Origin of the sequence: Pseudomonas sp. B19(2017) (assembly GCF_002113165.1) — a bacterium.
Taxonomy (GTDB): Bacteria; Pseudomonadota; Gammaproteobacteria; order Pseudomonadales; family Pseudomonadaceae; genus Aquipseudomonas.
Genome location: NZ_NEJR01000013.1, coordinates 99,919 through 121,350 on the forward strand (window position 1 = coordinate 99,919; position 21,432 = coordinate 121,350).

16 protein-coding genes, 1 tRNA gene and 1 pseudogene are annotated in these 21,432 nt (G+C 61.7%); 3 read left to right on the plus strand and 15 right to left on the minus strand.

Translation table 11 applies throughout. The features are described 5' to 3' along the window. Positions 1 to 17 precede the first annotated feature (17 nt). The 7 genes and pseudogenes from CAF70_RS18030 to rpsU form a co-directional block, all read right to left on the minus strand. Positions 18 to 362: pseudogene (locus CAF70_RS18030) on the minus strand (topoisomerase DNA-binding C4 zinc finger domain-containing protein). A gap of 207 nt (positions 363 to 569) precedes the next feature. Then, on the minus strand, positions 570 to 1,691 hold the full coding sequence (locus tag CAF70_RS18035; protein WP_085626244.1) for a Fic family protein: 1,122 nt from the start codon (positions 1,689 to 1,691) through the stop codon (positions 570 to 572). Positions 1,692 to 2,004: 313 nt separating this feature from the next. Further along, positions 2,005 to 2,081, minus strand: a tRNA-Ile gene (locus CAF70_RS18040). A gap of 16 nt (positions 2,082 to 2,097) precedes the next feature. After that, positions 2,098 to 5,841 carry a bifunctional diguanylate cyclase/phosphodiesterase gene (locus CAF70_RS18045; RefSeq protein WP_085626245.1) on the minus strand — a complete coding sequence of 1,248 codons (3,744 nt, stop codon included), beginning with the start codon at positions 5,839 to 5,841 and terminating at the stop codon, positions 2,098 to 2,100. A gap of 276 nt (positions 5,842 to 6,117) precedes the next feature. After that, positions 6,118 to 7,968 (minus strand): RNA polymerase sigma factor RpoD, encoded by a 1,851-nt coding sequence (gene rpoD / locus CAF70_RS18050; RefSeq protein ID WP_085626246.1) that lies wholly within the window; start codon positions 7,966 to 7,968, stop codon positions 6,118 to 6,120. A 67-nt stretch (positions 7,969 to 8,035) separates the two neighbouring features. Next, on the minus strand, positions 8,036 to 10,018 hold the full coding sequence (gene dnaG / locus CAF70_RS18055) for a DNA primase (protein WP_085626247.1): 1,983 nt from the start codon (positions 10,016 to 10,018) through the stop codon (positions 8,036 to 8,038). Between the two features lie 303 nt (positions 10,019 to 10,321). Continuing rightward, complete coding sequence (rpsU, locus tag CAF70_RS18060) at positions 10,322 to 10,537, minus strand: 30S ribosomal protein S21 (RefSeq protein ID WP_003255575.1); 216 nt, start codon at positions 10,535 to 10,537, stop codon at positions 10,322 to 10,324. 204 nt (positions 10,538 to 10,741) lie between these two features. Between rpsU and tsaD the strand changes: the two genes are divergently transcribed. Next, positions 10,742 to 11,767, plus strand: a complete 1,026-nt coding sequence (gene tsaD / locus CAF70_RS18065; RefSeq protein ID WP_085626248.1) for a tRNA (adenosine(37)-N6)-threonylcarbamoyltransferase complex transferase subunit TsaD — start codon at positions 10,742 to 10,744, stop codon at positions 11,765 to 11,767. A 3-nt stretch (positions 11,768 to 11,770) separates the two neighbouring features. On the opposite strand, the gene plsY is transcribed toward tsaD, so the two are convergent. Then, positions 11,771 to 12,340 carry a glycerol-3-phosphate 1-O-acyltransferase PlsY gene (gene plsY, locus CAF70_RS18070; RefSeq protein WP_085626249.1) on the minus strand — a complete coding sequence of 190 codons (570 nt, stop codon included), beginning with the start codon at positions 12,338 to 12,340 and terminating at the stop codon, positions 11,771 to 11,773. Between the two features lie 74 nt (positions 12,341 to 12,414). Here plsY and folB point away from each other — a divergent pair, with 74 nt between their 5' ends. Then, on the plus strand, positions 12,415 to 12,771 hold the full coding sequence (gene folB / locus CAF70_RS18075) for a dihydroneopterin aldolase (RefSeq protein ID WP_019471281.1): 357 nt from the start codon (positions 12,415 to 12,417) through the stop codon (positions 12,769 to 12,771). After that, entirely contained in the window at positions 12,762 to 13,271 is a 510-nt protein-coding gene (folK, locus tag CAF70_RS18080) for a 2-amino-4-hydroxy-6-hydroxymethyldihydropteridine diphosphokinase (protein WP_085626250.1), read from the plus strand. The genes folB and folK overlap by 10 nt, the downstream gene beginning before the upstream one ends. Before the next feature lie 110 nt (positions 13,272 to 13,381). Here folK and CAF70_RS18085 read toward each other — a convergent pair whose 3' ends face one another. From CAF70_RS18085 to apaG, 7 genes are all read right to left on the minus strand, one after another. Beyond that, entirely contained in the window at positions 13,382 to 14,488 is a 1,107-nt protein-coding gene (locus tag CAF70_RS18085) for a multifunctional CCA tRNA nucleotidyl transferase/2'3'-cyclic phosphodiesterase/2'nucleotidase/phosphatase (RefSeq protein ID WP_085626251.1), read from the minus strand. Between the two features lie 55 nt (positions 14,489 to 14,543). Further along, the gene (locus CAF70_RS18090; RefSeq protein ID WP_085626252.1) at positions 14,544 to 16,112 is read right to left on the minus strand and encodes a SpoVR family protein; all 1,569 of its coding nucleotides are present in this window, start codon (positions 16,110 to 16,112) and stop codon (positions 14,544 to 14,546) included. Beyond that, positions 16,109 to 17,380, minus strand: a complete 1,272-nt coding sequence (locus CAF70_RS18095) for a YeaH/YhbH family protein (RefSeq protein ID WP_013970586.1) — start codon at positions 17,378 to 17,380, stop codon at positions 16,109 to 16,111. Before CAF70_RS18095 ends, CAF70_RS18090 begins: the two co-directional genes overlap by 4 nt. Before the next feature lie 130 nt (positions 17,381 to 17,510). Beyond that, positions 17,511 to 19,433, minus strand: a complete 1,923-nt coding sequence (locus CAF70_RS18100; RefSeq protein ID WP_015268718.1) for a PrkA family serine protein kinase — start codon at positions 19,431 to 19,433, stop codon at positions 17,511 to 17,513. Positions 19,434 to 19,715: 282 nt separating this feature from the next. Further along, positions 19,716 to 20,048 carry a thiosulfate sulfurtransferase GlpE gene (gene glpE, locus CAF70_RS18105; protein WP_085626253.1) on the minus strand — a complete coding sequence of 111 codons (333 nt, stop codon included), beginning with the start codon at positions 20,046 to 20,048 and terminating at the stop codon, positions 19,716 to 19,718. A gap of 14 nt (positions 20,049 to 20,062) precedes the next feature. Next, a complete protein-coding gene (locus CAF70_RS18110) occupies positions 20,063 to 20,929 on the minus strand; it encodes a symmetrical bis(5'-nucleosyl)-tetraphosphatase (protein WP_085626254.1) in 867 nt (288 codons plus the stop codon). Beyond that, positions 20,929 to 21,309 carry a Co2+/Mg2+ efflux protein ApaG gene (gene apaG, locus CAF70_RS18115; RefSeq protein WP_012270198.1) on the minus strand — a complete coding sequence of 127 codons (381 nt, stop codon included), beginning with the start codon at positions 21,307 to 21,309 and terminating at the stop codon, positions 20,929 to 20,931. Before apaG ends, CAF70_RS18110 begins: the two co-directional genes overlap by 1 nt. Positions 21,310 to 21,432: the final 123 nt, after the last annotated feature.

A 21,432-nucleotide genomic window follows, 5' to 3' on the forward strand; every position in this document is an offset into this window, starting at 1 on the left:
GGGCAGCTCCCTCTGCTTCAAATATTTTGCATCATTCTGCACTTAGGAAATGCTGAACATCCCCAAAACTGCTGGCCCGCTTTCGTCCCTGATTTCACGGTACGAATCAGCAGCGCACTACCGCATTTCGGGCATTGCCGCTCGGCTGTCGGATCACTACGGCGCTTAAGGTTTTGCACATGCTCGCGGTGGGTGGCGAGGGTCGGTGCGCGGCGGCCGGTTTGCAGGGCGTGCAGCATGGCGTCGACTGTCCAATTGCCAATGGGCGAACAGGCGTACCAGCAGTTCACCGATCTGCCCCTTGGCCAGGGCGATTTGAGTAGGCCGATCAGCAGAGCTGCTGGGATGAACCAGGTCAGCATGCCCCAGACCTGAGAGACTATCGGGTGTAATCCATTTTCTTCCTTGAGCAGAGCTGCTTGATGGCTGGGTGCACAGGTGTGCCGAAATCCAGTTGCCTGGCACTGCTTCGGATAATGGCTAATTGATTTCAATGGCTCAAGGGGGGCGTGACCATAGTCCTAGGGCGCGATGAGGCACTAGGGGCCTGACTTGGTCGACTTAGGTGCTCAGCGTGCTATCTGGTAACGGGTGCTGCGCCCACCACCGGGCAGCCGCTCGATGCAGCCCTTCTCCATCAGGTCTCTCAGATGACGGGTCGCGGTGGCCTTGGAGACCTTGGCCACGGCTTGGTATTGCGCCGCGCTGATTCCGTCCTCGAAACCCTTTTCGCCGCCATCGAGCAGGCGGTTCAGCACTTTGATCTGCTCCGCCGATAGGGTTTGGCTGCGGTGTGCCTGCCAGAAGCGCGCCTTGACCAGTACGCGGTCGATACGAGCGAGGGCCTGCTCCAGGCTGTTGAGCAATGTCTTGAGAAACCACTGCAGCCAGGCGGTGATGTCCAAGGTGCCTTTCTGACTGGCTTCGAGGATGCGGTAGTAACCAGCGCGGTCGTCGAGGATGCTCGCTGACATCGCGTAAAAGCGAATGGCATGCTTTTCGCCCTGAGCCAATGCCTGGTCGGTGATAGCGCGCGTGAGGCGACCGTTGCCGTCATCGAAGGGGTGCAGTGTTACGAACCAGAAATGTGCAATACCGGCGCGCAGAAAGGGGTCAAGGCTGGCATCGTTGCGGCTGCTCTCGAACCAGGCGAGAAAGTCCGTCAGTTGCGCTTCCAATCCTGCGCGAGGAGGGGCTTCGAAATGTACGGTGGGGCGGTCGATCCGACCTGAAACGACCTGCATGGGCTCTTCGCCATGCAGTGCACCGATGTGTAGCGGTCGAGTCAGCAATTGCTCATCAGTGGGGAATAGCCAACGGTGCCAGGTGAACAGTCGCTGTTTGTCTAGTGGTTGTTGGTGCAGGCGGGTGGCATCGAGCAGCAGTTCCGCCAGGCCTTCGGAGCGCGAGGTGGTGCGACCTTCTTCGCTCAGCCCCAAGCGCCGCGCCAGTGATGAGCGCACCGAACCGACATTCAGTTGCTCACCCTCGATGGCTGAAGAGGTGACGATGTTCTGCAGCATGGCATCCAGGCTGCTATGCACTTCGGTGTCACTGCCCACCGCACTGAGCATTCCCAACAAACGACCCTGAGCCTCGCTGCAGGCTCGCAACAGCGGGGCGAGCGCTTCGGCTTGCCAACTGAAGCGCGGCCAGTCGGGCTGCTGCCAGATCCAGAGCGGGTCATTCATAAGGGCTGCTCATCTGTGAGCCGATTAACGAGCCTATTCGGCTCATGCAGTGAGCCGATAATGCCGCCTATTCGGCTCACTGTCTAATTCTCAAGCCTGGCTTGCTAGGTTGATGAGCGCGTAGCTCAAGGGCTACAAGCTTCCAGGCATGGCTGCGTCTGCATCGGTTTCCGGTTGTAGGTTCGGTTACCGATGCCTGTGCCAAGCTGATCGCAATGTAGAGTACACCTGAATGATAGCGAGCCAAGGCCGCGGCTGACCCAGATGCACAACCCTGAAAAGCTTAAAGCCGCGCAGTGCGCGGCTTGTAAGTTGGTGGGCCCACACGGACTCGAACCGTGGACCAAAGGATTATGAGTCCTCTGCTCTAACCAACTGAGCTATAGGCCCTCAGTAAGTGGCCGGATTATAACGAGGGTTTCGCACCTGTGCCATCCGAAAGATCGGATAGTGCTATACGAAGAAACGTCGCCGCGAACTCCTCCGGGGGCAGGGGCAGGCTGACGATGTAACCCTGGATCTGCTCGCAGCCTTCAGCCGCGAGGAAGCGTTGCTGGGCCTGGTTTTCCACACCCTCGGCAATGATGGTCAGCTGCATGCTGCGGCCCAGGGCGATGATCGCCCGGGCGATGGCGGCGTCGTGGGGGTCGTCGGGCAGGCCGCGGATGAATGACTTGTCGATCTTGAGGATGTCCAGTGGCAGGCGCTTGAGGTAACTCAGCGAGGAGTAACCAGTGCCAAAGTCATCGATGGCCAGCTGCACGCCGAGTTTCTTCAGCTGGTAGAGCACGGCCAGGGCTTCCTCTGCCTGGCTCATGATGAAGTTTTCGGTGATTTCCAACTGCAGGTCGCCAGCCTTTAGCTGGTAGTGCTTCAGCAACTGTTCGATGCGCCGGGCAAGGTGGGGGTGGCGCAGCTGGGCGCCGGCGAGGTTGATCGACAGAGGGCCGAAGGGGTCGTAGTGCATCTTCCAGGCCTGCATCTGTCGGCAGGCCTGTTCCAGCACCCAGTCGCCGATCTGGAGGATGGTGCCGTTCTCTTCCGCCAGGTGGATGAAGTGCTCTGGCGGCACTTCACCAAAGGTCGGGTGGCTCCAGCGGATCAGCGCTTCGGCGCCGACCAGGCTCTGGGTCTTGAGGCTGAGTTTGGGCTGGAAGCACAGGCTCAGTTCATTGCGTTCGATGGCGCGACGCAGCTCATGCTCCAGGGCGATGCGTTCGCTGGCCTGGGCGGTGAGGTCGAGGGTGTAGGCTTCGACGCGGTTACGACCCTTGGCCTTGGAGCGGTACATGGCGGCGTCGGCGTTGCGAATCAGTGTGGCAACGTCAGTGCCGTCCTGTGGATAAAGGCTGATGCCGATGCTGGCGCTGGTGAAGAACTCGTGCTCGCCAGCCTGGAACGGCGCGTTGAAGCAGGTCAGCAGCTTGTTGGCGATGGCGCTGGCGTCACTGGGTTTGTGCAGGCCGGGCAGCAGGATGATGAATTCGTCACCGCCCAGGCGGGCCACGGTGTCGACATCACGCACCTGCTCCTTCAGGCGTTGGGCAATGCCCTTGAGCAGCAGGTCGCCGACCGGGTGGCCGAGGCTGTCATTGATGTGCTTGAAACGGTCAAGGTCAAGGAACAGCACCGCGCCCTTGCGGTTGGACACCTGCGAGCAGGTCAGGGCAGCCTGCAGACGGTTCTCGAACAGGGCGCGGTTGGGCAGGCCGGTCAGCGGGTCGTGGTGGGCCTGGTAGTCAAGCTTGGCCTGGGCATGCTTGAGGCTGGAGATGTCGGCGAACACGGCGACGAAGTGGGTGATCTCGCGTTCGTTGTTACGCACGGCGCTGATGGTCAGCCAGCCGGGGTACAGTTCGCCGTTCTTGCGCTTGTTGTAGATCTCGCCTTGCCAGTGGCCTTCAGCCGTCAGTTGGTGCCACATGGCGGCATAGAACGCGCTGTCGTGCTGGCCGGAGGCGAGCAGGCGCGGGGTCTGGCCGAGGGCTTCGATCTCGCTGTAGCCGGTGATTTCGCTGAAGGCGCGGTTGACGGCACTGATGCGCTGGTCGATGTCGGTAATCAGCACGCCTTCGGCGGTGTTCTCGAACACGGTGGCGGCCAGTTGCAGCTTTTCCTGCATCAGGTGGCGCTCGGTGATGTCACGCGCGATGGTCAGCATGCAGTCGTCGCCAGCAATCGGCAGCGGCCGTGCCGAGAGCTCGCACAGGCGAATCTGACCGTCGCTGCGGCGCAGGTGGCAGGTGAAGTCGCGTACGAAGCCGTCGCGCTTGAGTTGTTCGACCAGCCGTTTGCGTTCATTGAGATCGACCCAGATGCCCAGGTCCAGCGAGGTCTGGTCAAGCGTCGGGCTGAGGTCATAGCCGGTGAGGCGGCAGAAGCCCTCGTTCACTTCGAGCAGCAAGCCGTCGCTCTGGCGCGACAGTAGCAGGCCGTCGGGCGAGGCGTGGAAGGCCTTGGCGAATTTCTCTTCCGAGGTTTGCAGCTGCTCCTGTGTTTCCTTGAGCTGGCTGATGTCACGTACTGCCACCACCAGCGCGAGCTTGCCGTCGAGCTCGAAGGTCTCGGCCGAGGTCAGGCCGGTGAACAATTGGCCGTTGCTGCGACGGAAGCTCATTTCCATGTTGCGGATGCCACCCTGATGCAGGCGTTCGAGCAGCCGCGGGCCAGTGTCTTCGACGCCCCACAGGTTGAGATCGGTGGCAGTACGGCCGATGACCTGCCCCGGAGAGAGGCCTATCTGCTCTTCGAAGGCTTCGTTCACTTCCAGCAGGCAGCCGTCGCTATGGCGGGCGATCAGCAGGATGTCCGGGCACTGCTGGAACACCGAGGCGAACTTCTGCTCGGACAGGCGCAGGGCGTCTTCGGTGCGCTTGGTCTCGCTGATATCGATCATCAGCCCACGCATCACCGGCTGGTGGCCATGCTCAATCATGCTGACGATGTTACGTACCCACAATGGCTGGCCATCGGCGCGGATCACGCGGTAGTCGAGGCTGTGGTCGCGCCCGGCGGCGGTTTCGCTGTCGCAGTAGGCCTGGGCCCAGAGGGCATCCTCCGGGTGCAGGATACTGCGCCAGAAGCCGGGTTTGAGCCAGTCGCCCAGTGGATAGCCAAGCAAGCCTTCGGCGTGGGGCGAGACGTAGCTGTAGGTGAAATCGTTCGCGTCGGCCTCCCAGGCAATGGCAGACAGGCTCTCGATCAGGCTGCGGTAGTGGTATTCGCTGCTGCGCAGTTCCTGTTCGAGAGCGATGCGCCGGGAAATTTCCGAACTGAGCCGGCGATTGATGCGGATGACCACCGCCAGCACGGCTATCAAAGCCAGTACCGCGGGCAGGCCATAAACCAGCAGGTCGGACCAGAACAGCCGTTGGTCGACCACATTGCCCACCCAGCGTTGCTGGATCTGGCTGACTTCGGCGCTGCTCATGTCCGCCATCACTTTGTCGAGAATGCCGACCAGCACCTTCTTGTCGCGTGGGGCGGCCATGGCCAGCTGGTAGCGATAGGGCGTTTCGCCGCTGACGTAAAGGCCATCGAGCTTGAGCTGACGCAGGCTCCAGATGCTTGAAGCAAGATCACCGACCACCGCGTCCACTTCGTCGGTGGCCAAGGCTTGCAGGGTGGAGCTTACGTTGGGCAGGGCAACCAGGTTGAGGTCCGGGTGGTGGGTGCGAAGCAGTTCGTGCGGAGCGTAGTTTTCGACTACAGCGATCTTCAGGCCGTACAGGTCCTTCAGGTTGCGCGGTTGTGCGCCGCCTTTGTGGGCGAGGATGACGATGGGGAAGTCGAGGTACGGCCGGGTGAAGGCCAGATAGCCTTGGCGTTCGGGGGTGGACATGATGCCGGGCAGTAGGTCGATACGGCTTTCGCGAGCCTGCGCCAGTACCTCGGTCCAACTGCTGGGTTCGACCGGTTTGAGCGTCACACCCAGGCGTTGCTGGATCGTGGCGATGTAATCGGCGGCCAATCCCTGGTACCGGCCCTCCTGGTCGCGAAACTCGAACGGTGGCCAAGAGGCGTCTACACCCAGGCTCAGCTGCGGATGGGCAGCCAACCAGGCTTTCTCCTCGTCTGTCAGGGTCAGGGCGCCGGCCGTTGTGTTCCACAAAATCAGGAGCAGCAACAGGATGGCCGGCATCGGATGCATAGCGGCCTCGCATTCAGGGGGTCTGAATCGAGTGTAGACGGGCATTGCTGCAGCTGTGCAGTGGAAGGGCGGCTTTGTGTTCTGGCTGTCGGAAGGGGTAGGTCGCGAGGAAATGGGGCTGCTGCGCAGCCCATCGCCGGCAAGCCAGCTCCCACCTCGACTGCATTGACCTCTAGCCATGTGCAGTACCTGTGGGAGCTGGCTTGCCGGCGATGAGGCCAGAACAGGCAGTGCAAGCGGAAAAGAAAAACCCCGGCCTGGGCCGGGGTTTTGTCATCACTCGTCGAGGAAGGAGCGCAGATGCTCGCTGCGAGTCGGGTGGCGCAGTTTGCGCAACGCCTTCGCTTCGATCTGACGGATCCGCTCGCGGGTCACGTCGAACTGCTTGCCCACCTCTTCAAGGGTGTGGTCGGTGTTCATGTCGATACCGAAACGCATGCGCAGCACCTTGGCTTCGCGTGCGGTCAGGCCCGAGAGCACGTCACGGGTGGCTTCCTTGAGGCTTTCGACCGTAGCCACGTCGATCGGGGACTGCATGGTCGAGTCCTCGATGAAGTCGCCCAGGTGCGAATCTTCGTCGTCACCGATCGGGGTTTCCATGGAGATCGGCTCTTTGGCGATCTTCAGCACCTTGCGGATCTTGTCCTCAGGCATTTCCATGCGCTCGCCCAGCTCTTCCGGGGTCGGTTCGCGACCCATTTCCTGCAGCATCTGGCGGGAAATGCGGTTGAGCTTGTTGATCGTCTCGATCATGTGCACCGGAATACGGATGGTGCGCGCCTGGTCGGCGATCGAGCGGGTGATCGCCTGGCGAATCCACCAGGTGGCGTAGGTCGAGAACTTGTAGCCGCGACGGTATTCGAACTTGTCCACCGCTTTCATCAAACCGATGTTGCCTTCCTGGATCAGGTCGAGGAACTGCAGGCCACGGTTGGTGTACTTCTTGGCGATGGAGATCACCAGACGCAGGTTCGCCTCGACCATTTCTTTCTTGGCGCGGCGGGCCTTGGCTTCACCGATCGACATGCGACGGTTGATTTCCTTGATCTCGGCAACGGTCAGGCCGGTTTCGGTCTCAAGGTCGATCAGCTTCTGCTGGCAAGCGACGATGGCAGCGTCCTTTTCACCCAGGGCGGCAGCCCACTTGGTGTTGCGCTTGGCCAGGTCACCGCTCCAGGTCTGGTCGGTTTCGTTGCTCGGGAACATGCGCAGGAAGTCGGCACGCGGCATGCGGGCGTCACGCACGCACAGCTGCATGATGGCGCGTTCCTGCTGACGCAGGCGGTTCAAGGCGTCACGAACACGCTCTACCAGTACTTCGAACTGCTTGGGTACCAGCTTGATCGGCATGAACAGGTCGGCCAAGGCCTGCAGGGCCTCGACGCTTTCCTTGTGGGCACGACCGTTTTTCTTCAGGACCTTGTTGGTGGCCTGAAGCTGGTCGTTGACCGCACCGAAGCGCTGACGGGCGACTTCCGGGTCCGGGCCGCTTTCGGCCTCTTCCTCGTCGTCACCGCTTTCGGACTCTTCCTCGTCGTCGTCGGTCTCTTCCTTCGCGGCAGCGGCCTTGGCGCCCGGGATCGGCACTTCTTCGGTCGGCGCGGCGATATTGTCGTCAGGGTCGATGTAACCGCTGAGAACGTCGGACAGACGGCCACCTTCGGTGGTGACACGGTCGTACTCGCCGAGAATGTAGTCGACAGTGCCCGGGAAGTGGGCGATGGCGCCCATGACTTCACGGATGCCTTCCTCGATACGCTTGGCGATTTCGATTTCGCCTTCGCGGGTCAGCAGCTCGACGGTACCCATTTCGCGCATGTACATGCGCACCGGGTCGGTCGTGCGGCCGATATCGGTTTCAACTGCCGCCAACGCAGCAGCGGCTTCTTCGGCCGCGGCTTCGTCGGTGTCGGCTTCCGCCAACAGAAGGGCATCCGCATCCGGAGCACTCTCGAATACGTTGATCCCCATGTCGTTGATCATGCGGATGATGTCTTCCACCTGTTCCGGATCTGAAATATCCTCAGGCAGGTGGTCGTTGACCTCCGCGTAAGTCAGGTAGCCCTGCTCACGACCGCGGGTGATCAACTCTTTGATACGAGACTGCTGTTGCGCTTTTCCGGACATAACACCCTATCCACTGAAGGTCTTGGCGGGCAAAAAACAAGCCGAGGATTATACCCGAGCATGGGCCTCACGCGCCAGATGAGGTCGGCGTTTGTGCGGGAACATTCCGGCTCAGCAGGGCGAGGAGCTGGGTTTTTTCCTCGCTGGTCAATTCGCTTTGACGTGATTTCCTGAGCAGTTGTTCCAGGCTGCGCTCGCGTTGGCGGGCGGACAAGCTAGTTATAGTGTCGAAAAACTGTTGTTCAAGGTTGTCGGCAACGATCAGCCATTCCTTTTCCGCCAGGGCCCGCAGCAGGCGCCCCTGTTCGGTGCCGTGCCAACGTGCGATCAACTGCATTGAGCTTAGCCCAGGATTTTTCTGAGCGGCTTCGATCAGTGCCACCAGCAGCTGGCTGTACAGATGCTCTTCGTCGGCGAAGTGGCTGGCATCCTCCACCTTGCCGGCCAGCAGCGGGTGGTGCAGCAGGGTGCGCAGAGCGGCCAGGGTAGGCGGCTCGACCGGGGCCGGTACGCGCGGCGGCGCTTCGTCACGTTGCTGCCATGGCTTGCCGCCCTTGCGGTTCTTGTCCCAGGGTTTGTCGCTCCACTGCTTCTTGCCAGCGCCCTTGTTCGGCTTCCACTCCTGCTCCTGATGAACGGGGGCGAAGTCGTGCTGCGGCATGTCGCCGTAATCGGGGGTGAAACTGGCCATGGCGTCGTAGTCGTAGCCAGGGTCGTAGTCCGGCACGCTGCTGGCGGCCGGGGCGTGTTGCGCCAGCTGCTCGACCTGCTGCGGGTCGAGGCCGGTAATTTCCTTCAGGCGGTTGCGCATCAGCTGGCGCAGGTTGGCACCGGGGATCTTTTCGATCAACGGTGCGGCCAGGGTCGCCATGTGCGCCTTGCCTTCCAGCGAACGCGGGTCGGCTTCGACGCTCAGTTGCTCGAAGAAGTAGTCGGCCAGCGGCTGGGCGTGCTGGTTGATGCGGGCCATGAAGGCGTCGGTGCCTTCGGCGCGCACCAGGCTGTCCGGGTCTTCGCCTTCGGGCAGGAACAGGAAGCGTGCGCGGCGCCCGTCCTGCAGGTTCGACAGGGTCGATTCCAGGGCGCGCCAGGCGGCCTTGCGCCCGGCCTGGTCGCCGTCGAAGCAGAACAGCACGCTGGGTACCACGCGGAACAGGCGCTTGAGGTGCTCTTCGCTGGTGGCGGTGCCGAGCGTGGCCACGGCGTTGCGCAGGCCCTGCTGGGCCAGGGCAATGACGTCCATGTAGCCTTCGACGACGATGATTTCGTCGAGGTTGCGGTTGTGCTTGCGGGCCTCGTACAGGCCGTACAGTTCCTGGCCCTTGTGGAACACCGGGGTTTCCGGGGAGTTCAGGTACTTGGGCTTGTCGTCGCCGAGCACCCGGCCACCGAAGGCGATGATGCGCCCGCGGCTGTCGCGGATCGGGAACATCACCCGGTCGCGGAAGCGGTCGTAGCGCTTGCCGCTTTCGGCGTTCTCGATCAGCAGGCCGGCATCGATCATCACCTTCTGCTGCAGGGTGTCGGCGCCCAGGTGCTTGAGCAGGTTGTCCCAGCCTGGCGGGGCGAAGCCCAGGCCAAAGTCACGGGCGATTTCCCCGGACAGGCCGCGGCCCTTGAGGTAGTCCACTGCCGCCTTGCGGGTCGGGTGGCTGCGCAGGGCCTGGCGGTAGAACTCCGAGGCGGCGTCCAGTAGCGGGTACAGCGGCGAATCGGTTGGCTGGCGCGGCTTGTGGTCGCGGCGGCCTTGCTCGCGGGGCACTTCCATGCCGGCGGCGCGGGCCAGTTCCTCGACGGCCTGGGGGAAGTCCAGGTTGTCGTGGTCCATGACGAAGCCCAGGGCGTTACCGCCGGCGCCGCAGCCGAAGCAGTAGTAGAACTGCTTGTCGGGGCTGACCGTGAAGGAAGGGGTCTTTTCCTTGTGGAACGGGCAGCAGGCGGAGTAGTTCTTGCCGGTTTTTTTCAGCTGGACGCGCGAACTCACCACATCGACGATGTCGAGGCGGTTGATAAGGTCGTCAATGAAACTCTGGGGAATCAGCCCGGCCATGGCAGTCTCGTCATCTGGCAACTGGCAAGTCTAATCGCTCACGCGCCGAATGGGGCGAGTGCCGCTTGGGGAAGTGCGAGGGAATGTGTGCTCGTCGCCAGCCCCTGAGGGCCCGTCAGTCGGACGTGCACGTCTGGTCATACAGCAAGAAGGACCAGCTCTGACGTTTCAGGCAGGTTGCCCATGTGCAGTTCGCGCGAGGCTTGTGCAGGGCCTTGAGCTAGCTGCTCAAGTTTGAAGCGACCACTGCCATCGCCCGGCGGTTAACCGGGCAGGGCAGAAGCTTTGCGAAGAACGCCTGTATTAGTACAGACGAACGGCGCGGCGCTGTTCGCGCTGAACTTTCTTGGCGTGACGCTTAACAGCAGCAGCTGCTTTGCGCTTACGCTCGGCGGTCGGCTTCTCGTAAAACTCGCGGCTACGAACTTCAGCCAGTACACCGGCTTTTTCGCAGGAGCGCTTGAAACGACGCAGAGCTACGTCGAAGGGTTCGTTCTCTTTAACTTTGACGGCTGGCATCCAGGGCTACCTTAATTCATTACCGGGGTAGACGTGCTCCTGGCAAAACAAAGGTGTGCTGGAGAACGTCGGTTTTCAAGGGTTGCGGATGTTAACCCTTAGCAAGCCGGAATGCAAAGCCTCTGATCGAAAACCGCTGGTCGGCATCCGACACGGGGACTATCATGCGCGGCTTCGAATTCAGCCCCCACAAGGGACGAACCCATGCTAGTACTGGGATTGGAAACATCCTGCGACGAAACTGGCGTCGCATTATACGACAGCGAGCGCGGTTTGTTGGCCGACGCGCTGTTCAGCCAGATCGACCTGCACCGCGTGTTCGGCGGTGTGGTGCCAGAGCTTGCCTCGCGTGACCATGTCAAGCGCATGCTGCCGCTCATCCGTCAGGTGCTGGACGAGGCTGGCTGCGTCGCCACCGAGATCGACGCCATTGCCTACACCGCGGGCCCGGGCCTGGTCGGTGCATTGCTGGTGGGGGCTTCCTGCGCCCAGGCGCTGGCCTTTGCCTGGGACATCCCGGCGATTGGCGTGCATCACATGGAAGGCCACCTGCTGGCGCCCATGCTGGAAGAAAACCCGCCGCAGTTCCCGTTCGTCGCTTTGTTGGTTTCCGGCGGCCATACCCAGCTGGTGCGGGTCGATGGCATCGGTCAGTACGAGCTGCTGGGCGAGAGCCTGGATGACGCCGCCGGCGAAGCGTTCGACAAGACCGCCAAGCTGATCGGCCTGAACTACCCCGGTGGCCCGGAAATCGCCCGCCTGGCCGAGCGCGGCGTTCCTGGCCGCTTCGTGTTCCCGCGGCCGATGACCGACCGCCCGGGCCTGGAGTTCAGCTTCAGCGGCCTGAAAACCTTTGCCCTGAACACTTGGCAACAGTGCCGCGATGCCGGCGACGACAGTGAACAAACCCGTTGCGACCTGTCGCTGGCATTCCAGCAGGCGGTGGTGGAGACTTTGACCATCAAGTGCAAGCGGGCGCTCAAGCAGACCGGCCTCAAGCGCCTGGTGATTGCCGGTGGCGTCAGTGCCAACAAGGCCCTGCGCGCGTCGCTCGAGGACATGCTCGGCAGCATCAAGGGCAACGTGTACTACGCGCGTCCGCAGTTTTGCACCGACAACGGCGCGATGATCGCCTACGCGGGCTGCCAGCGGTTGTTGGCCGGGCAGCAGCAGGACCTGGCTATCAGCGTGCAGGCGCGCTGGCCGATGGAGCAGTTGCCGCCGCTTTGAGCGTCAGAAGTGTCGTTCGCGTCCGGCGAACAGGTCGCGCAGGTTGCTGCGGTGGCGCCACACGATCATCACCGTCAACACGGTGATCGGGAGCAGGGCCTCGGGCTCGCGCCAGGCCAGCAATGGCAAGGTCAGTGGTGTGGCGATCAGCGCCGCCAGCGAGCTGGTGCGGGTAAGGTAGAAGGTCAGCAGCCAGGCGCCGATGGCCAGCAGTGCGGCCGGTAAGTACAGGCCCATGAGCATGCCGGCGGCCGTCGCCACGCCCTTGCCGCCCCGGAAGCAGAAGTACAGCGGGAACAGGTGGCCCAGCACCGCGCACACGCCGACCCAGGCCTGCGCGTGCAGGTCCAGCCCGGCAAGGCGGGCGAGCAACACCGGCAACAGGCCCTTGCACAGGTCGCCAAGCAGGGTCAGGATCGCCAGTTTGCGGCCTGCCAGGCGTAGCATGTTGGTGGCGCCGGCATTGCCTGAGCCGCTGGAACGCGGGTCCGGGCTGCCCGTAAGGCGGCTGAGGACGATGGCGAAGGACAGCGAGCCGAGCAGGTAGGCGAGCAACGCCAGTAACCAAAACATGCTAACTATTCCGGGCGAGGACGCCCTGATTCTAACGGCGCCAGTCGCCCTTGTCGTGCTGTGGAGAGAAGTGCTTGGACAGAGTGTTCATCGAAGGCCTGGAAGTCGATACCGTCATCGGTGCCTATGACTGGGAGCGGGATATTCGCCAGTGCTTGCGCCTGGACCTGAGCTTTGCCTGGGACAACCGCCCGGCAGCGGCCGGCGACGACCTGAGCCTGGCGCTGGACTATGCCAGCGTGTCGGCGCGCATCCAGGCGTTTGCCGAGCAGGCCCGTTTCGAGTTGGTGGAAACCTTTGCCGAACGCCTGGTGGCGACGTTGATGGAGGAGTTCCATATCCCGTGGGTGCGCTTGAAACTGACCAAGCCGGGAGCGGTGCCTGCGGCCCGTGGTGGTGTTGGCGTGGAGATCGAGCGCGGATGTCTCTGAGCACGGTTTACCTGGGCCTGGGCAGCAACATCGACCGCGAGGCGCACTTGTGCGCCGGGCTCGATGCGTTGGCGGGCATCCTGACCGACATGCACTGTTCGCCGGCGTTCGAAAGCCAGGCGGTGGGTATCAAGAGCGGGCCGTTCATCAACTTTGTGGTGACCGGGCAGACTGCCTTGCCGTTGATCGAGCTGGACCGCCGGCTGAAGTTCATCGAGGCCGACAATGGCCGCTACGCGCCGGACCGCAAGGGGCTGCCGCTGGATATCGACGTGCTGATGTATGACGGTTTGCACGGCACCTTCGACGGGCTGGTGTTGCCTCGGGCCGAGATCCTGAAGAACGCCTTTGTGCTTTGGCCGCTGTCGCTGCTGGCGCCGCAACTGGTGCATCCGGGGGCAGGCAAGACAATGGCGCAGCTGTGGCAGGAGGCGCGGATCGATCAGGTGCTGGCGCCGGTTGCCTTTGAATGGCGTGGGTTGCAGCTGACTCCGGCATAAGCCTGTACCGGCCTCTTCGCGGGCGCGCCCGCTCCCACCGGTAAGTCACTGTTCTCAAGGCCTGTGATTTACCTGTGGGAGCGGGCGTGCCCGCGAAGAGGCCGGTATGTTCAACCCACCTTGTAAGCCTCGAGCGCTTTCAACCGCTCACTTTTGAGCGCCTCACCCAAGGCCTGGCCAGTCAGGCCTGCCTGCACCAACGGCTTCACATCCACCGCCCGCGCCGCCGCAGCTGCCCCGCGCAGGTAATCGGCTTGTGGATAACCCGACTTGCCCTCGCCCAGCGCTGTCATCTCGCAAGCGATCAGGAAGTCCTCGAACCGCTGTGGTCGCCGGTACACATCGAACTTCTGCAACAGCTCCAGCAGTGCCGTGGCAGGCAGCTCCAGCGCCTGGTTGCCTTGCGCCAGGCACTCGCCCGTCAGCAACGCCAGCTCCTGGCATTCTCGAGGTGCCTTGAAGCGCTGGTTGACGGCTTTTATCGCGGCTGCTGGTAGCGCCCGCAACAAGCAGGCCCAGCGTACATGCAGGGGCTGTTCGTGCAGTGCCGCCTGTTCCAGTGCCGCCAGGGCCTGGGGGGCATCACCAAGCTCAGGCAACAGCTCTTGCAGTGCGCCACAAGCATGCAGCACCTGGAAGAATACCTGTGGCTGCGCCTCCATCAACGCCCGCTCGAATTCCTTCCAGCTGCGTTCGGCGGTCAGCGCCTGCAGTTCACCAGAGGCGCTGATCTGACGCATCAGCTCAAGTGTCTCATCGGCAACCCGGAAACCCAGTGCTGCATAACGGGCAGCAAAGCGCGCAACACGCAGCACGCGAAGGGGATCTTCGGCGAACGCCGGGGAAACATGGCGCAACAGGCGCTGATCGAGATCGTCTCGGCCATGATAAGGGTCGTACACCTTACCCGCCTCGTCCTCGGCAATCGCATTGATGGTCAGGTCACGGCGGATCAGGTCTTCTTCCAGGGTCACATCGGGGCTGGCGTGGAAGGTGAAGCCGCCATAGCCACGCCCGCTCTTGCGCTCGGTGCGCGCCAGGGCGTATTCCTCGCCGGTCTTCGGGTGCAGGAACACCGGGAAATCAGTACCAACCGGTCGAAAGCCTTTGGCGTGCATTTCCTCGACCGTGGCGCCGACCACCAGCCAGTCGATATCGCTGACAGGGCGGCCGAGCAGGCGATCGCGCACGGCGCCGCCAACTTTGTAGATGTGCATGGGCAACTCTCCATAACTGCCGACAGGATACCCTGTCGGCAGTTATGGCGTGGCACTAGAGGTGGTGGATGACAGCCAGGTCCATGCGGCCATAGTCGGCGCTTTCGCCGTGCTCGCCGCGCGGTGGCATGTGGTGGGTCTTCATTACCTGCTCGCCCTGCACGGTCTCCAGATGGATGTCGAAGCCCCACAGGCGGTGCAGGTGCTTGAGCACTTCATCGGTCGAGTCGCCCAGCGGTTTGCGGTTGTGTTGCTGGTGACGCAAGGTCAGCGAGCGGTCGCCGCGGCGGTCGACGCTCCAGATCTGCACATTCGGTTCGCGGTTGCCCAGGTTGTACTGCGCCGCCAGCAGTTCACGAATGGTCCGGTAGCCGGCCTCATCGTGGATGGCAGGTACATACAGGTCGTCGCGCTGGTCGTCATCGAGGATGCTGAACAGCTTGAGATCGCGCATGACCTTGGGCGACAGGTACTGCAGGATGAAGCTCTCGTCCTTGAAGCTGCTCATGGCGAACTTGATGGTAGATAACCAGTCACTGCCGGCAATGTCGGGGAACCAGCGGCGATCTTCCTCCGTCGGGTTTTCGCACATGCGGCGGATGTCGGTGTACATCGCAAAGCCCAGTGCGTAGGGGTTGATGCCGTTGTAGTAGGGGCTGTCGAAGCCGGGCTGGAACACCACGCTGGTATGCGACTGCAGGAACTCCATCATGAAGCCTTCGGTGATCAGCCCCTCGTCGTACAGGTCGTTCATCAGCGTGTAGTGCCAGAACGTCGCCCAGCCTTCGTTCATCACCTGGGTTTGGCGCTGTGGATAGAAATACTGGGCGATCTTGCGCACGATGCGCACCACTTCACGTTGCCAGGGTTCCAGCAGCGGGGCGTTCTTCTCGATGAAATACAGGATGTTTTCCTGCGGTTCGGCGGGGAAGCGCGCATCATCGCGCTCGCTGCCCTTGTCGGCACTCTTCGGAATGGTCCGCCACAGGTCATTGATCTGCCGCTGCAGGTGCTCCTCGCGCTCTTTTTGCCGCCGCCGCTCCTCTTCGGCGGAAATCGGATAAGGCCGTTTGTAACGGTCGACGCCGTAATTCATCAGGGCATGGCAGGAGTCGATCAGGTCTTCAACGGCATCGATGCCATGGCGCTCTTCGCACTGGGCGATGTACTGCTTGGCGAACACCAGGTAGTCGATGATCGAGCTGGCGTCGGTCCAGGTGCGGAACAGGTAGTTGCCCTTGAAGAAGCTGTTATGGCCGTAGCAGGCATGGGCGATCACCAGTGCCTGCATGCACATGGTGTTTTCTTCCATCAGGTAGGCGATGCATGGATCGGAGTTGATGACGATCTCGTAGGCCAGGCCCATCTGGCCACGGCTGTAAGATTTTTCCGTGCTGAGGAACTGTTTGCCGTAGGACCAGTGGTGATAACCCAGCGGCATACCGACCGAGGCGTAGGCGTCCATCATCTGCTCGGCGGTAATCACCTCGATCTGGTTGGGGTAGGTGTCCAGGGCGTATCGCTCGGCCAGGCGGCTGATTTCCCGGTCGTAGGTCTGGATCAGTTCGAACGTCCACTCGGACCCGGTGGAAATAGGTTGGCGTCTCTGTGCTCTGGCGGTCATGTGGCTAACCTGCGCTGGAAGAGTTCACGGAAGACCGGGTAGATGTCACCGGCCGATACCAACTGCTGCTGGGCGAACGTGTCGGGGAAGGCTTCGCCGATGCGCTCGTATTCGTACCACAGCGCCTGGTGTTCACGCGGGGTGATTTCAACGTAAGTGTAGTACTGCACATGCGGCATGATCTGCTTGGCCAGGATGTCGCGGCAGATCGGCGAATCGTCGTTCCAGTTGTCGCCGTCGGAGGCCTGGGCGGCGTAGATGTTCCAGTCGCTGGCCGGGTAGCGTTCGGCCATGACCTCCTGCATCAGCTTGAGCGCGCTGGAAACGATGGTGCCGCCGGTTTCCCGCGAATAGAAGAATTCTTCCTCGTCGACTTCACGGGCGCTGGTGTGGTGGCGGATGAATACCACTTCGATGCGATCGTAGTTACGCTTGAGGAACAGGTACAGCAGGATGAAAAAGCGTTTGGCGATGTCTTTGGTGGCCTGGGTCATCGAGCCGGACACGTCCATCAGGCAGAACATCACCGCCTTGGAGCTGGGGTTGGGCTGCTTGACCAGCAGGTTGTACTTGAGATCGAAGGTGTCGAGGAAGGGCAGGCGGTTTATACGTGCCTTCAGGCGTTCGATCTCGTGTTCGACCTCCTGGATATCGGTGAAATTATCCGGTTCCTCGACCTTCAGGCGGGCGAGTTCCTTCTGCGCTTCGCGCAGCAGTGCGCGGCTGCTGCCGGTCAGGGCGATGCGCCGGGCATGGGCCGAACGCAGGGTGCGCACGATGTTGATGCGTGACGGGTTGCCTTCGTTGGCGATACCGGCGCGCACGGTCTTGAAGGTGTCGGCCCCGGTCAGGTGACGTTTGACCAGGTTGGGCAGCTCGAGGTCCTCGAACATGAACTCGAGGAATTCTTCCTGGGTGATCTGGAAGACGAAGTCGTCCATGCCCTCGCCGGAGTTGCCGGCCTTGCCACGGCCGCTGCCACCGCCGCCGCCCTGTGGCCTGGGGATGTGTTCACCGGCGGTGAACTCCTTGTTGCCTGGGTGCACGATGGTCTGCTTGCCCCCGCGACCATGGTGCAGCACCGGTTCGTCGATGTCGCGCCCCGGAATGCTGATCTGCTCGCCATGTTCCATGTCCATGATGGAACGGCGGCTCACCGCCTCTTCGACGGCTTTCTTGATATGTTCGCGGTACCGCCGCAGGAAGCGCTGGCGGTTCACCGTGCTCTTGTTCTTGCCGTTCAGGCGTCGATCTATAACGTAGCTCATGGTCCCTCCGGTAGCTGGGAACAGCTGCACGCTTCAAGCTACGAACTGCTGCACGTAAAGGCAGCAAAGCAGCTGCCGGCGCCCAGGGCTGGTGTAGCAGCCCTGGGCGCGCGGTGGGTAGCTTGTCGCTTTATTGCGATTTCCTGACCCGCAGGTACCATTCCGACAGCAGACGAACCTGTTTGTCGGTGTAGCCACGTTCCACCATGCGCGTGACGAAGTCGTTGTGTTTCTGTTGGTCCTCCTTGCTTGCCTTGGCGTTGAAGCTGATGACTGGCAGCAGGTCTTCGGTGTTGGAGAACATTTTCTTCTCGATCACCACCCGCAATTTTTCGTAGCTCAGCCAGCTCGGATTCTTGCCATTGTTGTTGGCACGGGCGCGCAGCACGAAGTTGACGATTTCGTTGCGGAAATCTTTCGGGTTGCTGATGCCGGCCGGTTTCTCGATCTTCTCCAGTTCTTCGTTGAGGGCGATACGGTTGAGGATTTCGCCGGTTTCCGGATCGCGGTATTCCTGGTCCTGGATCCAGAAGTCGGCGTACAGCACGTAGCGGTCGAAGATGTTCTGGCCGTATTCGCTGTAGGACTCCAGGTAGGCGGTCTGGATTTCCTTGCCGATGAACTCGATGTAGCGTGGCGCCAGGTACTCCTTCAGGTAGCGCAGGTAGCGTTCGCGCACTTCGGCCGGGAACTGTTCCTGCTCGATCTGCTGCTCCAGCACATACAGCAGGTGCACCGGGTTGGCGGCCACTTCATGCGGGTCGAAGTTGAACACCTTGGACAGGATCTTGAAGGCGAAGCGGGTCGACAGGCCGTTCATGCCTTCGTCGACGCCGGCGGCATCGCGGTATTCCTGAATCGACTTGGCCTTTGGATCGGTGTCCTTGAGATTCTCCCCGTCGTACACCCGCATCTTCGAGTAGATGTTGGAGTTTTCCGGCTCTTTCAGCCGCGACAGCACAGTGAACTGGGCGAGCATCTTCAGCGTGTCTGGCGCGCAGTGGGCCTTGGCCAGCGAGCTGTTGATCAGCAGCTTGTCGTAGATCTTGATTTCGTCGCTGACGCGCAGGCAATACGGCACCTTGACGATGTAGATCCGGTCGATGAACGCCTCGTTGTTCTTGTTGTTACGGAAGGTGTGCCACTCCGATTCGTTGGAGTGGGCCAGCAGAATCCCGGAGTAGGGAATGGCGCCGAGGCCTTCGGTACTGTTGTAGTTGCCTTCCTGGGTGGCGGTGAGCAACGGGTGCAGGACCTTGATCGGGGCCTTGAACATCTCGACGAATTCCATCAGGCCCTGGTTGGCCCGGCACAGCGCGCCCGAATAGGCATAGGCGTCGGCGTCGTTCTGCGGGAATTCCTCGAGCTTGCGGATATCGACCTTGCCGACCAGGGCCGAAATATCCTGGTTGTTCTCGTCGCCGGGTTCGGTCTTGGCGATAGCGATCTGGTTGAGGATCGACGGGTACAGCTTCACCACCTTGAACTTGCTGATGTCGCCGCCGAACTCCTGCAGGCGCTTGGTGGCCCAGGGCGACATGATGGTGTTCAGGTAGCGCCGCGGGATGCCGAACTCTTCCTCGAGGATGGCCCCGTCTTCGGTGGCGTTGAACAGCCCCAGGGGCGACTCGAATACCGGCGAGCCCTTGATGGCGTAGAACGGTACCTTTTCCATCAGCTGCTTGAGTTTTTCGGCCAGCGACGACTTACCGCCGCCCACCGGGCCCAGCAGGTAGAGGATCTGTTTCTTTTCCTCCAGGCCTTGGGCGGCGTGGCGGAAGTAGGACACGATCTGGTCGATGCACTCTTCCATGCCATGGAAGTCGGCAAAGGCCGGATAGCGGCGAATAACCTTGTTGGAGAAGATACGCGACAGTCTGGAGTTGGTTGAGGTGTCGATCAGCTCCGGCTCACCGATGGCCAGCAACAGCCGTTCGGCCGCCGATGCGTAGGCACTGCGATCCTCTTTGCACAGCTCGAGGTACTCCTGCAGCGAGAGTTCTTCCTGGCGCGTAGACTCGAAACGTTGTTGGAAGTGGCTAAAAATACTCATGACGTCACCTCGCTCGATACGTGGAGACGACGCCGGATCAGTCAGCTGATGCTGGCATGCAACCGGGTTGGCCGGCTGCTGTATACCCCCCAGAACACCCTGTAACGCTACCGATGACCCGCACGCCGGTGTACCGGCTCTCCCCTTTTTTGGATGGCCTGCGCTTAAGAATAGTTGGTTATCCGCAAGGTCAAGGGCGAGGGGCGGAGAAGTTGCGAACGACCGTTCGTCAGATAAGCCGCAAGCCCGCACGTGGCGCGGGCTGCAGTGGAAATGAAAAATTTATTCGGCAGTGCCCTGGGCGGTCTCGGCCGGGTAAGTGGTGCGCCACAGCTCAAAGCCGCCGTCCACGCTGTACACGTCGGAGAAGCCCTGGTTCACCAGGTAGGCGGCAGCGCTCTGGCTGGAATTGCCGTGGTAGCACACCACCAGGGTTGGGGCGTCGAGGTCGGCATTGCGGATGAACTCGGCAACGGAATGGTTATCCAGATGCTTGGCACCGCTGATATGCCCGGCGGCGAAAGCCTGGGGGTCGCGAATGTCGACGACGACCGCACCTTCTTTCTTGCGAAGCTCCAAGGCCTGCTCGGGAGGGATGCGCTTGAATTCGCTCATGGGTACTACTTCCTTCAGGTGTGGTCGTTAAGTGTAGTGGGTTGTGCCGGTTGGCGCAGGGGGCCGTCGTCGGCGCAATCACAGTGGTGGTATTCGCCGCTGTCGACGTTGTACAGGGTCATGGCGCCGCCCCACACGCAGCCGGTGTCCAGGGCAATGACGTCGGGCTCGTCGACCTGGCCTTGCAGGGCGGCCCAGTGGCCAAAGATGATCTTCACGTGGCGTGAGCGGCGGCCTTTGTGTGCGTACCAGGGCTTGTAACCTTTGGGCGCGGTCTCCAGGCCTTCCTTGCTTTTGAGGTCGAGCTTGCCCTCGGCGGTGCAGAAGCGCATGCGTGTGAAGTAGTTGGTGATGACCCGCAGGCGTTCTATGCCACTGAGGTTCTTGCTCCACTTGTTCGGCTCGTTGCCGTACATGCCGTCCAGGTACAGTTTCAGGCGTTCGTCGTCGCGCAGCACTTCCTCGACCTCGGCGGCCAGCTCCAGGGCTTTGCCCAAGGTCCATTGTGGTGGAATGCCTGCGTGAACCAGGGCAATGCCGCGAGGTTCGTCGTAATGCAGCAGCTTTTGCTGGCGCAGCCAGTCAAGCAGCTGGTCGGCATCCGGTGCTTCGATGATCTCGCGCAGGGTGTCGCTTTTCTTCAGGCGTTCGACGTCGTGCCAGGCAGCCAGCAGGTGCAGGTCATGGTTGCCCAGCACGCACACCAGCGACTGGCGGATCGAATAAAGGAAGCGCAGGGTTTCCAGTGACTCGGGGCCGCGGTTGACCAGGTCGCCGACCAGCCACAGGCGGTCGACGGCGGGGTTGAAGCTGACCCGGTCGAGCAGGCACTTGAGTGGCTGCAGGCAGCCCTGCAGGTCACCGACAGCGTAGGTAGCCATCAGTGCAGCGCCCCGGGCACCGCCAGGCGGAAGGGGGCGATCTCGGCATCGAAGCGTTTGCCGTCTTCGGCGAACATCTGGTAGCTGCCCTGCATGGTGCCCACGCGGGTGCTGATAACCGCGCCACTGCTGTAGGTGTGGCTCTGGCCCGGATCGATGTTGGGCTGTTGGCCGACTACACCGGCGCCGCGCACTTCCTCGACCTCGCCGTCACCGTTGGTGATCAGCCAGTGGCGCGACAGCAGCTTGGCCTTGAGCGAGCCATTGTTCTGCACAGTAATGGTGTAGGCGAAAGCGAAACGACTGTTTTCGGGGTCGGATTGTTCTTTGAGGTAACGGGTCACGACGCTGACGTCGATCTGATAGCGGGGGTCGGACATGCAAGGGCCTTGGGCGAACTGACGCAATAATGCAGTCTAGGCCATTGAGAGGGGGGAGGGCCAGCGGTGGAAGGGCTTGGGGATTAGTGTTGTCTGTGCTGGCCTCTTCGCGGGCACGCCCGC

Bases quoted from the DNA above. Each gene is read 5' to 3' on its own strand.
- CAF70_RS18035 (WP_085626244.1), bottom strand. From the start codon at position 1,691: ATGAATGACCCGCTCTGGATCTGGCAGCAGCCCGACTGGCCGCGCTTC.
- CAF70_RS18045 (WP_085626245.1), bottom strand. From the start codon at position 5,841: ATGCATCCGATGCCGGCCATCCTGTTGCTGCTCCTGATTTTGTGGAAC.
- rpoD (WP_085626246.1), bottom strand. From the start codon at position 7,968: ATGTCCGGAAAAGCGCAACAGCAGTCTCGTATCAAAGAGTTGATCACC.
- dnaG (WP_085626247.1), bottom strand. From the start codon at position 10,018: ATGGCCGGGCTGATTCCCCAGAGTTTCATTGACGACCTTATCAACCGC.
- rpsU (WP_003255575.1), bottom strand. From the start codon at position 10,537: ATGCCAGCCGTCAAAGTTAAAGAGAACGAACCCTTCGACGTAGCTCTG.
- tsaD (WP_085626248.1), top strand. From the start codon at position 10,742: ATGCTAGTACTGGGATTGGAAACATCCTGCGACGAAACTGGCGTCGCA.
- plsY (WP_085626249.1), bottom strand. From the start codon at position 12,340: ATGTTTTGGTTACTGGCGTTGCTCGCCTACCTGCTCGGCTCGCTGTCC.
- folK (WP_085626250.1), top strand. From the start codon at position 12,762: ATGTCTCTGAGCACGGTTTACCTGGGCCTGGGCAGCAACATCGACCGC.
- CAF70_RS18085 (WP_085626251.1), bottom strand. From the start codon at position 14,488: ATGCACATCTACAAAGTTGGCGGCGCCGTGCGCGATCGCCTGCTCGGC.
- CAF70_RS18090 (WP_085626252.1), bottom strand. From the start codon at position 16,112: ATGACCGCCAGAGCACAGAGACGCCAACCTATTTCCACCGGGTCCGAG.
- CAF70_RS18095 (WP_013970586.1), bottom strand. From the start codon at position 17,380: ATGAGCTACGTTATAGATCGACGCCTGAACGGCAAGAACAAGAGCACG.
- CAF70_RS18100 (WP_015268718.1), bottom strand. From the start codon at position 19,433: ATGAGTATTTTTAGCCACTTCCAACAACGTTTCGAGTCTACGCGCCAG.
- glpE (WP_085626253.1), bottom strand. From the start codon at position 20,048: ATGAGCGAATTCAAGCGCATCCCTCCCGAGCAGGCCTTGGAGCTTCGC.
- CAF70_RS18110 (WP_085626254.1), bottom strand. From the start codon at position 20,929: ATGGCTACCTACGCTGTCGGTGACCTGCAGGGCTGCCTGCAGCCACTC.
- apaG (WP_012270198.1), bottom strand. From the start codon at position 21,309: ATGTCCGACCCCCGCTATCAGATCGACGTCAGCGTCGTGACCCGTTAC.